The organism is Sorangium sp. So ce381 (genome assembly GCF_051473845.1).
In the GTDB taxonomy this organism is placed as follows: Bacteria; Myxococcota_A; Polyangia; order Polyangiales; family Polyangiaceae; genus Sorangium; species Sorangium atrum.
In genome coordinates this window covers 9,387,416-9,400,020 of the sequence record NZ_CP150336.1, presented here as the reverse complement: position 1 = coordinate 9,400,020, position 12,605 = coordinate 9,387,416, and the positions used below count along the sequence as shown (strand labels likewise).

General features: G+C 62.5%; 12 protein-coding genes. 1 reads left to right on the top strand and 11 read right to left on the bottom strand.

Annotated elements, in window-relative coordinates; genetic code table 11:
- Positions 1-3 precede the first annotated feature (3 nt).
- Genes panC through WMF29_RS35215 form a run of 7 tightly spaced genes read right to left on the bottom strand, consistent with a single transcriptional unit; the run spans position 4 to position 5,755 of the window.
- Positions 4-897: a pantoate--beta-alanine ligase gene (gene panC, locus WMF29_RS35245; protein ID WP_437324490.1), complete on the bottom strand. Its 894-nt coding sequence runs from the start codon at positions 895-897 to the stop codon at positions 4-6.
- Entirely contained in the window at positions 863-2,239 is a 1,377-nt protein-coding gene (locus WMF29_RS35240) for a hypothetical protein (RefSeq protein WP_437324489.1), read from the bottom strand. Before WMF29_RS35240 ends, panC begins: the two co-directional genes overlap by 35 nt.
- 20 nt (positions 2,240-2,259) lie before the next feature.
- On the bottom strand, positions 2,260-3,552 hold the full coding sequence (locus WMF29_RS35235; RefSeq protein WP_437324488.1) for an ATP-grasp domain-containing protein: 1,293 nt from the start codon (positions 3,550-3,552) through the stop codon (positions 2,260-2,262).
- Complete coding sequence (locus WMF29_RS35230; protein WP_437324487.1) at positions 3,549-3,905, bottom strand: AzlD domain-containing protein; 357 nt, start codon at positions 3,903-3,905, stop codon at positions 3,549-3,551. The genes WMF29_RS35235 and WMF29_RS35230 overlap by 4 nt, the downstream gene beginning before the upstream one ends.
- A complete protein-coding gene (locus WMF29_RS35225; protein WP_437324486.1) occupies positions 3,902-4,612 on the bottom strand; it encodes an AzlC family ABC transporter permease in 711 nt (236 codons plus the stop codon). The genes WMF29_RS35230 and WMF29_RS35225 overlap by 4 nt, the downstream gene beginning before the upstream one ends.
- A gap of 1 nt (position 4,613) precedes the next feature.
- Entirely contained in the window at positions 4,614-5,453 is an 840-nt protein-coding gene (locus WMF29_RS35220) for a sugar phosphate isomerase/epimerase family protein (protein WP_437324485.1), read from the bottom strand.
- Positions 5,450-5,755, bottom strand: coding sequence for a 2Fe-2S iron-sulfur cluster-binding protein (locus WMF29_RS35215; protein WP_437324484.1), 306 nt, complete (start codon positions 5,753-5,755; stop codon positions 5,450-5,452). The genes WMF29_RS35220 and WMF29_RS35215 overlap by 4 nt, the downstream gene beginning before the upstream one ends.
- Positions 5,756-6,010: 255 nt before the next feature.
- Here WMF29_RS35215 and WMF29_RS35210 point away from each other — a divergent pair, with 255 nt between their 5' ends.
- Positions 6,011-6,199: a hypothetical protein gene (locus WMF29_RS35210; RefSeq protein ID WP_437324483.1), complete on the top strand. Its 189-nt coding sequence runs from the start codon at positions 6,011-6,013 to the stop codon at positions 6,197-6,199.
- A 504-nt stretch (positions 6,200-6,703) separates the two neighbouring features.
- Here WMF29_RS35210 and WMF29_RS35205 read toward each other — a convergent pair.
- From WMF29_RS35205 to WMF29_RS35190, 4 genes are read right to left on the bottom strand one after another with little or no spacing between them, the layout of a single operon-like run.
- Entirely contained in the window at positions 6,704-7,459 is a 756-nt protein-coding gene (locus tag WMF29_RS35205) for a phosphopantothenate/pantothenate synthetase (protein ID WP_437324482.1), read from the bottom strand.
- The gene (locus tag WMF29_RS35200; protein WP_437324481.1) at positions 7,456-8,304 is read right to left on the bottom strand and encodes a GHMP family kinase ATP-binding protein; all 849 of its coding nucleotides are present in this window, start codon (positions 8,302-8,304) and stop codon (positions 7,456-7,458) included. Before WMF29_RS35200 ends, WMF29_RS35205 begins: the two co-directional genes overlap by 4 nt.
- The gene (locus WMF29_RS35195) at positions 8,301-10,322 is read right to left on the bottom strand and encodes a sigma 54-interacting transcriptional regulator (protein ID WP_437324480.1); all 2,022 of its coding nucleotides are present in this window, start codon (positions 10,320-10,322) and stop codon (positions 8,301-8,303) included. The genes WMF29_RS35200 and WMF29_RS35195 overlap by 4 nt, the downstream gene beginning before the upstream one ends.
- On the bottom strand, positions 10,319-12,523 hold the full coding sequence (locus WMF29_RS35190) for a hypothetical protein (protein ID WP_437324479.1): 2,205 nt from the start codon (positions 12,521-12,523) through the stop codon (positions 10,319-10,321). Before WMF29_RS35190 ends, WMF29_RS35195 begins: the two co-directional genes overlap by 4 nt.
- Between the last annotated feature and the right edge of the window lie 82 nt (positions 12,524-12,605).

Here is a 12,605-nt window from a genome sequence, read left to right as displayed (position 1 = left end):
CCCTCAGACGCACACGCCTGTGCGCGCGACGCTTGGACATCGGTGTCCCGATGGCGCTCCGGTCTCACGTGACATTGTCATCGGCGCGGTTCTGGAGAGGCGCATTGCAATCGGCATGCCAGGTGGCCGTTCGGGCCGTCTCCCCATGGATTCATGCGTGGCGGCGCAGCGGCGCGCGGACGGGGCTGCCGCCGCTTGTGACGTCCATGAAACGGGCGCGTTTCGCGGCTTGGCCGCGCCCGATCGAGCCCGTCGCTCTTGCAATAGGTCCGAGGGAGTACTCGCGCGCTCGGCCAGCGCGGTGGCGCGCTCCTGCGGCGAGAGGTAGGCGTTGCGCGACGAGAGCGCCAGTCCGTCCGGATCGCGCACGGTGGGCAGGCCGATCACCTCGACGGGGAAGAAGAGGTCGGTCGCCATCCTGGAGATGACCCGGAGCTGCTGGTAGTCCTTCCGGCCGAAGACGGCGACCGCGGGCCCAGTGAGCGCGAAGAGCTTGGCGACGACGGTGGCCACGCCCTCGAAGTGGCCGGGCCGGTGAGGGCCGCACAGTGGCGCAGCGGTCGGGCCGACGCGCACGCGTGCGTCATCGTCGGGCGGATACATGCCGTCCAGGTCGGGCGCGAACACCACGGCGGCGCCCGCGGCCTCGCACTTCTCGGCGTCGGCTGGGAGCGTACGGCGGTAGCGCGCGAAGTCCTCATTGGGGCCGAACTGGGTGGGATTGACGAAGACCGTCACAGCCACGAAGGGCGCGTGGCGCAGCGCTTCCTTCACCAGGGCGATGTGGCCGGCGTGGAGGGTGCCCATGGTGGTCACCAGGCCCACGCGGACGCCCCGCGCGCAGGGCGGCAATGACCTGCTTTCACCGCGGGTCACGCGGCCGCGCTCGCGGACCATTCTCCTTGACGGCTCGAAACGTGCGGGCTCGCTCGCGCTCCACGCGTGATCGCCAGACGCTCAGCTCGCGGTCCCCGTCAAAAGAGTAGGTCACTCGCGGAAATTCCACCCGTAGGGCCAGCACGTCCGGCCGCACCCGCGCAGGATCCTCGCCGTGGACGAGAAGACGCGCGAAGATTTTCGCCAGATAGGTCATCTCCGCCTCCCGCATACCCCGCCGGGTGAGTTCCTGCACACCCAGCCGGAGCACCTGCATGCCACCGAAGGGCCGTGAGTTCGTCGACAAGCCGGCGCGAAGAAGCAATCTGCACGCTTCCTCGGCCGCGAAATTGGCCGTTCTGTCGACCAGCACGATGTGACTCCGCGTCACCTCGCTGCGATGGGTGAAGACGCCCAGGCCGCGAGCCAAGAGCGCGTTGCCGAGCGCCGCTGCGTTTCTCTGAACTTGCTCCGCGTACGCACGACCGAAGCGTTCCATCTCGAGAACCGTCACGTACAAGGCCAGCGCGTGGTGCGTGTGTTGCGACGAGACCAAGCCCTGGTTCATCGCGTCGCGATAGATAGCGGAGAGACCTTCATCGCGTAGAGCCACCATCGCCTTCTGGGGGCCTGGAAACGTCTTGTGCGTATTGCCCTGTAGGACGTCGGCTCCCTCCGCGAGCGGGTCCTGGAAGCAACCGCCGAAGATGAGTCCAAGCGTGTGGGACGCGTCGTAAACGACGATCGTTTCGCGCGGGAGCGCCTCCCGCAGGCGATCGAGGCGGAACGGAAAGAGGGGCATTCCCGGATCGAGAAGAACCAGCCGCGGTGCACCGTAGCGTGCTATATCAGCACCGAGGGCGCCCGCCTCCACGTCGAGCGCCTGCGCGTCCCATGGCAGAAAAAGCGAGATCCGACCCATGGACTGGACCAACGCGCGCGACGCGAAATGTCCGCCCACCTCCGGAGGCAGCGAGAGGACGATGTCGCCTGGTCGAGTGAGCGCGAGGAGCGTTGTCATCATCGCATGTACACCGGATAGCGGGCGAAAGTCGACCGCCGCCGCCCCCAACCGAGCCGTCGTGATTTCGGATGCTAGCTTTTCGAGCTCGAAAACAGCGGGAAGACCGCGGTAATGCAGCGCCCCCTTCGTTGCCGCGGGCACGACCCTGCCCAGCGAATCGTCGCCGAGATGATAACGGGATTCGAACTCTGACGACAGGATTGCTGCTGCTGTCCGCGACATCACGTTCTCGTTCGCCGTGAGCGACAATGTGTGCCCAACCTCGCGAGCCTCCTCGGAGACGCGCTCCAGCATGAGTCCTTCGCTGATCGCTTGCCGATCCAATTCGAGTGAAAACATGGCTTCACCTGACCCCCAGACTAGATCGGTTCCACCGCGATCTCGAAGCAAGCCAGCGCGTCGAGGAGCTCGCCCTCGACTGCTTCGAAGCCCGCTTCCGACTGGTAAATGACATGGCCGTTCGCGCGCGAACTCAACGGTGCCCGACGCGCGATGGTGCCGATGTCGTCGAACAGCTCATGCTCAACATAGTGCGGCGATCGTGTGAGCGCCGGTTCGCCGAATATATGGGTTATGCGACCGTCGGTCGGAGCCCAGAGCGCATGAGCGATCGTCGGTACCCTACGGTCGACCCGCACCGTCGGCGCGATGCCGCAGCAGAGATCAAGCAAAATATCAATATAGTCGTTGCCGGTCGAGCACCTGAGGGTGTGATAAATGCAGGCGCCGCCTATTCGCACGCCGAACTCGAGGGGCACGAGATCATCGGAGAATGTGCGGAACTCGGTGTGGAGCACGTGGGCTCCGAGGCGCCGGTGAATGCGGTCCACGTAATCGGCGGCGAGCCGAGTGAGTCGTTCCGGAATCCGGCTCGGCGTCGACCAGACGTACTCCTCGAAGTAGGGGCCATTGCTGGGAAGTGGCTTGTCATGGATCGCAAGAACCTGCGTCCGGCCTTCGTGGTGAACGCTTTCGACGCTAATTTCGCCGATTGGGTACGGCAGCCGCGTTGGGTAAAGCACATCACCACCGAGCAGTTCCTCGACGACGAGCGGCTCTGTGTCTTCGCTGCCAGCGAGCGCCTCGGCGCCGTAAGCCGCGAGCGCACGGCCAGCGGTCACCACCACAAACTCCACGACCTCCTCGAAAGTCTCGCAGCGATGCACCATCGTGGAGCCGCCGCCGGAGGTGGGCTTCGCGACGACCGGATACCGGAGCTCGCGCGCGCGCTCAACGGTCGCGGGACCGACGTTCACCGAGCGCGGCACCGACATGCCCAGTGAAGCCAGCAGCCTTCGCATCTGCGCCTTGTTGCGCCCGTAGCGCGCGGCTTCCTCGCTCGGACCTGGAAGCCCGTAATGCACGCAGAGCTTCGTCTGCAGCGGAACGCAGAACTCAGACAGGTTGAGGACGCCGTCAGGTCGCCCAAGGGGCCGAAGTTCCGCAAGGATGCGCGGAAATTCGTCTGCCGTGTCGATCATGTCGGCAGCGATGACGCGAGGGAAGAACTTCCCCTGCCAGCCGGCGTCGGTCCGGGCGTCGCAGATGAGAGTGAATTCGAATCGATCGCGAAGCTGGTAGAGCCTCCGAACATGGGCGAGGCGACTCGGGTTCGTCGAGTTGAGGACTAGGATTCGAGGACGTTCCTTCATGGCGCTGTAACCCTCCGGAAAAGCACGTCGAGCGTGCAGAAAAGTCCGAAGCTCATGATCAGGCTCAGCACCGGTCGCTTCCACCGGAGCATCGAGAACGCTGCGACAGCCGTGCACCCAAGCCGCAGGGTGACATCCGTGAGAGCGGGGCCTGCGGGCATGGACGAGTCAAGCGAGCCGAAGATGCTCTCCGCCATGAGGCTGCCGATGATCGAATACCCGCACAGCATGAAGAAGCGCTCGCCAGATCGGGGCATCCGCGCGACGAGGCCGGTTCCTAGAAACGGCAAGCAGCGGAGCGCGAATGTAACAGCGGCGGCGGCGGCGATGGTGGAATCGATGACGGCGCTCATACCCCGGCCTCCTTGTCGTTATCGCTGCCGTCCGCGGTGAAGCCCGCGATGATCACGGCGGCGACGAAGATCGCTCCCAGACTTGCCGCGTCCCGAGGGAGCGCGAGGCTTAAAATCGGATTGAGACAGAACGCAGCTATGGCGGCGGCGAGGCTCGACGGGCTGCCCCGCTCCTTTGCGAGAAGGATCCCGAAATAGAGAGGAAGAATCACGGTCACCGCGCGCAGGGCGTTAGACCCGAACCCCCGCGACGCCAGATACCCCGCAGCTGTCATCGCGACGGCGACTGGGTAGCTGCCCAAGCACACGCCCATGAAGTACCGGAAGTTGTCCCGTCCGCTCCGCTCTCCCGCTTCGACAGCGGTCACCGCGAAGGTGCTGGCGCTCAGCATCGGCAGTGCAGGTACGATCTGTACGAGCGGAACGCCGCGGAATGATCGCACGAGGTTCACCGCCATCACGAAGAAGCGAAAATTGATAACCAGCACCGAGAGCAGAATCACCGCAGTCGAGGCCCCCGATTGGAACGCGGTCAAGATCGCGAACTGTGCGGGGCCGGCAAAGACGAAGGCGCTCATGGCGACCGACTGGCCGAGCGACAGTCCGGCAGCGCGGCTCAACATGCCCACCCCGAAGAACGACATCAGGAAGGAGATGACGACGGGCGCACTGGCGTGAAGCCCCTGGCGGAAGGGAGTCGTGGTCATGCTACGCCCCCCGGCGCAGGCGCTCACGATACGCGAGCGCGCTGTAGATGAAGCGCTGTGTTGGGTAAGGCCCACCGAACTCCTCGACAATCGCGGGACCGCTGTAGCCGCCCGCGGCGAGCTCGCCGAGAATTGCGGTAAGTGACAGATTACCTTCGCCGATGGGAATATGGACGTGCTTCGGGACAACCATGTCCGCCGCGTGCACGTTGCGCACCCACGGGATCAGCCGGCGAAGCTCGTCGGTGAACGCCGCGGGTTCCGGGCTCACGCTCGCGAGATGGACGATGTCGAGCGCCACCCCGACACCGGTCGCGCGACAGATCCGCACCTGCTGTTCGGCCGAGTATACGATATAGTCGAGCCTGTCGGCGCCCATGTTTTCCAAGCACAGACGCACGCCCAACGCGTCCGCCGCAAGCATCATCCGTTCCAGCGATGAGATGAGGTGTTTCACGGTCGACTCTACATCGCGCCCGCCGCAGTAACCTGGGTGGCAGGTTACCTTGTCGCTCCCAAGATCGGCAGCGATGCGCACCGCACGTAGAAGCCGTTCCTGCGACTTGCGCCGGACGTCCGCATCTTCGGACGCAAGATTGTGGTCGAGGTACGGCGCATGAACACTGAGGTAAATCGACCTCTCCGAGCACACCCGACGGATTGCCTCAACGATCGCAGCGTACGCTTCTTCCGTCGCATCGTAAACCGCGCGCTCCGCTGCTTCGCCCAGCTCTAGCTCGACCGCATGGAAGTCTTGGGCGAGCCGCTCGACGGATGCCACGACGTCGGGCGGATTGTCGAGTACATTCGTGGACAGCCCGATTTCTAACAACTGAATCACAGGACCTCCTTTCTGGAAATCACGGCTTCGAGGACGAGCGATCTATGCGGCCACAGCTGACACCCCAAGCGCAGCTCCGGCCGATCAAACGCGGTCCTTCGGAAGAAATCGTCCTCGCGCTCCGTGCGCGGCCCGGGCGCCCCCTCGACGACCCGTACGAGGCAGGTACCGCAACCACCCTTCCGACAGCCAAGCGGCAGCGGGCTCGGCTTCCTCTGCAGGCAGGCGTCCGCGAGCCGTGTGCCGGGCGGCATTGTGACCACGCATTCGGAGCCTGAGCGAATGAGAACAACGGAAACCATATGGATCCTCTCCTCGCTTCGGAGCAGTGCATCGCGGTTTTCTTACTTCACCTCGGGTCATATGTCGGTCGCATGCGATGGGCGCGTGCGAGCAACGCGTGCAACGCACGTCCCGGACGCGACGCCGCCGAGTAGCTACGATGGAAGGGGTGAAATCTCCGGTAGTTCGCGGCGAGAATCTCGACGTAAGTACCGCGTCTCGCCTGGTGACCGAGTGCTACGGGCTGGCTTCCGACTCTACGAGGTGATTCTACCGTGGCCGACTTCATCGCCAATCCCGCCATTCGAATTGTTGACCGCCGTTCCTTGTTCACACACTTCTGCCTTGAGGCTGATGAGCCGGAGTCACGCCAGCGCGCGATGACGTCCCGATACTTTGAACACTCTGTTGAGGCTGGCTCGATGCTCATGCTACCGGCATGGTCCAGCAAAATTCTTCACTGATGTCGGCTCCTGTCGAGCCCCGCTCTGCCGCAGCGCAGGCACAGCAGAATCTAGATTCTCCCTCGTTTGGTCGCTGAACTTGCAGGGCGCGACTCAACCGTCCTAACGCGTCGCCCGAATCCGGGGCACCCTGGTTTCGGTTGGCGCCGTGTGCTTTGTTCTGTCCTCCCCTCGAAGCCTCGGGAGCACGGCACGTGCCAGCACCTTCAGCGCCTCGGTCGCCGCGGCGGACTGGGTGAGGTAGGCATGGAAACGCCAGGCGTCGGCCCGGGAAAGCTCCTGGTCGGCTCCCCGCGCGCCGAGGCCTGAGAGCGGCGGGCCTGGCCCCTGGATGGTGGACGGGAAACAGGTCTGTTACACGGGAGTGAGTCCGCAGGAGTCGTCGTGAGCGAGCCGCCCCGGGAGCAGCCCGAACAGCAGAGGCCTTACGCTATCGTAGGGCTAACCCGGAGCATGTAAGGCTTCTCCTTGTGCCCGATCTACGCCACCGGAGAGAGGACTCTCTCACGAAGGGCTCACTCCAGCTCTTAACACTGCCACTGCCCGCCTGAGCTGGAGCGCATTGTCGTAGCGCTCGATCCTCTCGGCGAGCGATTCGCGAGCAGTTGCTTGATCGCTTGCCAGTTGGGTATGCAGCCTGGGCAGCGCTCGAGTCAACTCGTCGACGATCGTGACGTGCGCGCGCTGCGCTGTCCGTGAGAGCGGGTTCAGATCGATGGTGATCACTCTTCTTCCAGATGCGACCAGCGCCCCGCAGCGGTCACCGTCTTCCAATGGCACGAGCACTACGTCTGCGGCGGCGATTCCATCTCTACACATCTTCTGCCGGTTGTGCTCCAGCCGCGGCAGCGGCTCCCATGGGTGCTCGCTCGGGTGCAAAACGTTACTGGCACCATGCCTTGCCAGATGAGACGCGATGCGCCGTTCTCGCTCATCGGAGGCATGGAACAGGTTCACCTCCAGCCGTATCGCGGGGCAACGCTCGACCAGCGCCACGAGTGCATCTGCGGCCAACGCTGCGACGTTCCCGTTGACTGACACGACTGGATGTGTCGCGAGTAGGATGAACGCTGCCGCGACTCCGATCGCCTGCTCCGCAAAGTCGTGGGTTCTCTCACCGAGGAGGTAGTCGAGAGCTTCACCGCGGCCATGCGCGATCAGCCCGGCTTCGGAGGTGATACCTAGCCGAAGCCCCTGTACGAGTCGCTCACGGAGTCGCAGGGAGAGAGCGCGCGGGTGGGAATCGGGGACGTGGGTCATTGCAAATACCTCGTTCCTTCTCGATCTACCATGCATGGGGTCCAGGCCGGATCTTCTCTGCCAGGTTGCGTGCTGAGTACGCTGTGACCTAGGAGGATCATCATCGCATTGGCGTTGTTAGCGCGGGCTTCCGCCAACGCGTCGATGACACGAGGGTCGGTAAGGAGGCCGGTTCGCTCGGTGAACTCGACCGACCGGTCGAATATATTGCATATAGTCAAACTATCAAAGTTCCGTGTCAACCAGATTATGGCTCGCTCACCCTCGCTGACGACAGCGGCGTAGCGATCAGGGGACGCGAGGATGGCCGCGGTCGACAGGGGCCCGTAGGCGCGATAGTAGAGCTGCGGGACCTGAATCGGAATCTGAAGGGCATCGAATGGATCGCTCAGGCAACGTCGATAGACGACGCCTCCGCAGAGCTGGGCTGCGACGTCCCCGATGCCCGTGTGATTGCTGACCTCGGCGACATGCGCGACGAGCGCGACCTCCTCACGGGAGCGCTGCAGACCGAAGCGCCGCGTCAACGCGAACGCGGTGGACAGCGCCGCGGCTGCGCTGACGCCGAACCCGCACCCGATGGGGAGTGGCGTTTCCAGAAAGACGTGTACTGGTTCCGGTGCGAGCTCGTCGAGCACCTGTCGCACGGTTGGCAGATCGATGGGTCTTCCGTTGAGGAACGTCGCCATCGAGCCGCCAGTCCTGAGACCAGCGGTGACCCCCTGACTGATGTTGATTGCGCAACCTTTGGATGCGGTCTCCGCCGGAGAAGACTGGCGGCATGGCAGGAAGAAGCAGGTCACGCTGCCGGGGGAGAACGCTATCGGTGTGGGCACCACGCTCATTTGCACAACCTCCTGGGCCGTTCGTGCCGGCCCTCGCGTTCGATGTTGCGGCGTACTACGTTTTGGAGAGCAGCTTCCGTCACCCCGAGCGCGTCGGCTAGAGAAGTGATCGTCTGGAACTTGTCAACTCTCCCTGCCCGAATACGGTCCATCAAGAGCACCAGCGCCCGGATGCCGTACCGGTAGCGTAGCTTGTCGAGGCTCGTCTCTCCGTCTGAAGCCAGCCAGCGCGTGACCATTTCCAGAACGAGCTCGTCATCAGAGGCCCCTTGCTCTGCCACAGGGGCGGCGAGGTGTTCTGGATTAATCAAGCACCGCCTCTCATGGCGGGCGAGCGCGAGGGTGATCTGGACGAAGCCCTTCAGCTCACGGATGTTGTAGTGCCACTCTCTCCGTTGCAGCTCCGCTATCGCCGCAGCCGAGAAGGCTGGTGGATCGACGTGATGCTCAGTGGCCCACTCGGTTCGGAATCGGCTCACCAGGTCAGGAATGTCGTTGCTGCGGTCCCGTAATGCCGGCATTAGGACGGATAGAATGCTCAGTCTACTGAAGAGTGCGGCGCTAAAGCGCTCCTGCTGAACGAGGCGATGCAGGTCCTCGCTGGTCGCGCAGAGGAGGCGGACATCTACTTTCTTCCAGGAGCGGCGGCCGCCCCCCAACGGCCGCACGATCATCTCATCGAGGAAGCGTAACAGCGAGCCGCAGAGTTGCGGCGGGAGCATATGGATCTCGTCCAAAAAGAGCGTGCCGTGGTCTGCCTCGACGGCCAGTCCGTCGCGCGCCTTGACCTCGGTGAAGGCGCGCTCCACGACGCCGAACAGCGCATGCTGCAGATCTCGTACGTCCAGGTATTCGGCGCAGTTGAGCTTCAGCAGAGCGCCGTTGCGTCCGGAGAGCTGGTGGATCTCCTCGGCCAGGGTGGTCTTGCCGCTCCCGATTGGCCCGAGGATCAGGATCGGGATTTTGTACCCGCTCGCCCACTCGATCGTACGCCGCATCTCGGCGTAGCCCGTCCCTACTCCGGCAGAAATAGCCTTTGGTCGAATTTCATTATTCAGCGCCTTCAGAGTATCGATCAACTGCTTCCTCTGGGCCTCTGGATCTCCGCTGAACACGCCCGCGTCCGCCGGGTCGGCTGCGCCGAGCTGACTCCGAATGCGGAGAAAAAGTGAGCCCACCTCGGGAAACAGTCGCCCAAGTGACCACCGTCCGGAGATGCGTCCGGTGACCGCCTCGTGCGTATCGCGCAACACATCGTCGGGCGTACCCCCAGCGCTGGCCTTACCCAACGCGCGAACCCCGACGACGATCCGCCCGATCGCATCGGACGCACGTTCCCGATCGATGCGATACCAGTGTTTGACGATATTCGTCTGCCTTGTGCACAACACCGATTTGATCGCGGCTGCTAGGTCCGCCGGCTCCCGCTTGCGGAGCACGTAGAATCCTCGAGGCCGTTCGCTGTCGAGCTCTTCGTTGTCTATGACGAGAGGCTCGAGCAGCGTATTGGCCATCGGGTACGCGCTGTACACGAAATAGGTGGCACCCGGCCAGTCCCTCGAGAGGAGGCGACAGAGCCACAGCCCCTCAACCGCGTAGCGCGGATTGTCCTGTGCCTCGCGTCCCCGCAGGTTCAGGTCGATCGCTGCTACGTCCAGACTGGGCACGTCTGCCCCGTCAGGCCCCTTTTCCCCGTCGGCGTCGGTGGTCTGAGCTCGACGGCACAGCGCCAGCTCGGGATAGAGGCCTCGGTTCTCCGCCTTCACCTTGGGAGCTATCTGGTTCAACGGGTCCGCCTGGCGAAACGGCAAGATGTCAACCCCGGCGCCCAGGTTGTCACGGAATCCTAAGCCAAAGACAGGCCAGTCGAGCATCTGCTGGATCGATTTGCCCACGTCGTGCCGAAATGCGAATAATTGGGCTTGATACATGGCCGAGAGGAGCGTCGGGCAGTTCTCATCGTCAACGAGTGCCACCACGAAGCGGTCCTGACGAAAACGTTCCCAGTCGTTACTCATGAAATCGCCTCCGCTCCGCTAGGAATGAGGACTCGGATCAGGTTAATCCCGCGCGTCTCGTCCCGTGTCATGGTCAGGCAGCTAGCGCCATAATACTTCTCGAGAAAATATCGAGTAGAGAGTAGACCGACACCAGTCGCCAGGTATGAAGAGTCGCCAGTCAAAGTTTCCGCTTGCCGTGTTAGTGTGTCGAGCGGGATGGGGCCGCCCGAGTTGGCGAACTCGACCTGAACCTTTGTGTCCTTGGACGATGACACGGTCAGCTGGAAGAATGCCACGTTGCGGTCGGGGTCGGTAGCATAGCTGCGGGCCATGGCGGCGAGCGCATTGATGATTAACTCCTCGAAGCATCCCTGGAGCAGTTCACGGCAGAACCGCCCCTGGACGTGCGCGGGTCCGCGGTACGGAGGCTCGAAGTCGCTGGCATAGAGTAATTCATGAATATTCTGATAGCCTGGATCACTGTCGGTGATGTGCAGCGACGTTGCGCGGAGTACAAATTGCATAAGCGCACGGTACAGCGACGTTACAGCCATGTGCTGCCTCAGGGAGCCGAGGCCCTCATCGATCCGTGAAAGGAGCTCGTGATCGTCGATGCGATGGGCTCCGTTTGCCAACATCTTCACCGCGCTGAACAGCCGGCTTAAATTCCTGTCGTCAGAACTTCCGATGAGCGGACGAGAAGAGGTTGATGAACAGATATGGTACAGGGATCCATTGACGAGCGCTGGGACGATGACATCGTCTACCAGATCGCAGCTCACGACCGTAGCTTCAGATACGCGGAGACCACTGACTTGACTCAGCCATTCTATTCGTCGATTGATGTCTCGATGGTTGACGAAGATCATGTCAAGTAGCCAGCGTTCGTCCGGTGGCAAGCGAGAGCGCAGCGTGTGGAGCGACGATGGGCTCGCCTTGAGCATAAGGTTCTTGAGCTGGTGCGACAGACCCGCTGACAGATGCCTCCACTGGCTTTCCTGAGCTAGTCGCCGCATGTTGTCAACCTGCTGGTTCCTGACTCTGCAGTGCTCGATCGTAATCGCGAAGAGTGCGCATTCGTATCGGAGCAGCTCTTCCTCGAGGTTTTTGGACCATGGTCTTGACCACGCATTAGGCTTCGACATCGTTCCGACGACAGCAAAGACTTGTCGTCGGTCCGCCGAGAGCAGGGGCGTGGCGATGAAGTTGGTGATCCCGCGACTTCTGAAATATTCTGGAATATCCTGCTTCTCGCCGCTCACCTGTGCCCGATTGCGAATGCTCCGCGTCAGGATGGTGTCGCGGGCTCGTAGGTGGTGGTCCGGCTCCTCCGTCGTGCATGCTGGAAAGGACTGATCGCCGATTGTTTCACCCAGGAGTTGCTCCTGTATGCCATCCATGCCATACCCGCTACGCAGCCTCCATGTTGAGGCGCGCTCGTCAGTCGGGATGTAGACGAGGCAAGCGTCAGGTCGCCAAGGTTCCCAGCCCTTGATTTTCTCGGGTAATCGATTGAGCAGCTCCTCCTCTGACGCGGGTACCCGCAGGAGTTCAATGGTCTGGTCGATGCGCAGCAGCAGTCTGACGCGGTCGGCGAGATGATGATATATGCCGAATACCTGCTGCAGGAGATAGAGTAGGGCCACGATGAATGATGCGATCGGGATGTATAGATATGGAATCGACGAGGGTCGCGGTAGTAATATTGCTGCGGCCCACGGGGCGCTCGTGGCGGAGTCAGGACGGATCTTCGCTCGCGAATGAATCGGCTTGCAAGAGCAGATCCAGTCAGGCATGCTCTCTGCGAGCTCCGCTTGTACGCGAGGGCAGCTGTCCATGTCACGCGTTTTGCTCGACCCGTTTGACGGTACCCCTTCGCGTTCCGCAATGACCTGATTCAGCGCGAGGGTGAGGGCTTCGCTCTGGCGCGGAGCTCGGGGCTCAGGAATGATAATCGGATCCTTCTTGGTTCCGTTTGGTGCCCCCCACATGATGAGCACGATAATTGGGTTCTCGCCCTGCAGGTCTGGTTCGTTTATCTTTCGATTCAGCGTCTGGCGAACCTCGGAGGCCAGTCGGTCGGCGGTCTTGCTCAGATAGCGAGCGGGTTGCGCATCGTAGATGGCTTTGTATAGGGACGCCGTGCTGAGAATGCCGTCCAGCAACCAGTCACCCTTTTGATGGGCGACCAACTCTGCTTCTCCTTGCCGATCCAGCATGATCCCTGCGCTGACGGCGGATGCGACCAGGAAAACGACGGCGAGCCCTGCACGACATAGAGTCGAGCGATCCGCGTGCCGA

Coding starts and splice junctions, on each gene's coding strand:
- WMF29_RS35230 (WP_437324487.1), bottom strand. CDS start 3,905: ATGAGCGCCGTCATCGATTCCACCATCGCCGCCGCCGCCGCTGTTACA.
- WMF29_RS35190 (WP_437324479.1), bottom strand. CDS start 12,523: ATGCTGGATCGGCAAGGAGAAGCAGAGTTGGTCGCCCATCAAAAGGGT.
- WMF29_RS35195 (WP_437324480.1), bottom strand. CDS start 10,322: ATGAGTAACGACTGGGAACGTTTTCGTCAGGACCGCTTCGTGGTGGCA.
- panC (WP_437324490.1), bottom strand. CDS start 897: ATGGTCCGCGAGCGCGGCCGCGTGACCCGCGGTGAAAGCAGGTCATTG.
- WMF29_RS35240 (WP_437324489.1), bottom strand. CDS start 2,239: ATGTTTTCACTCGAATTGGATCGGCAAGCGATCAGCGAAGGACTCATG.
- WMF29_RS35215 (WP_437324484.1), bottom strand. CDS start 5,755: ATGGTTTCCGTTGTTCTCATTCGCTCAGGCTCCGAATGCGTGGTCACA.
- WMF29_RS35200 (WP_437324481.1), bottom strand. CDS start 8,304: ATGAGCGTGGTGCCCACACCGATAGCGTTCTCCCCCGGCAGCGTGACC.
- WMF29_RS35205 (WP_437324482.1), bottom strand. CDS start 7,459: ATGACCCACGTCCCCGATTCCCACCCGCGCGCTCTCTCCCTGCGACTC.
- WMF29_RS35235 (WP_437324488.1), bottom strand. CDS start 3,552: ATGAAGGAACGTCCTCGAATCCTAGTCCTCAACTCGACGAACCCGAGT.
- WMF29_RS35225 (WP_437324486.1), bottom strand. CDS start 4,612: ATGACCACGACTCCCTTCCGCCAGGGGCTTCACGCCAGTGCGCCCGTC.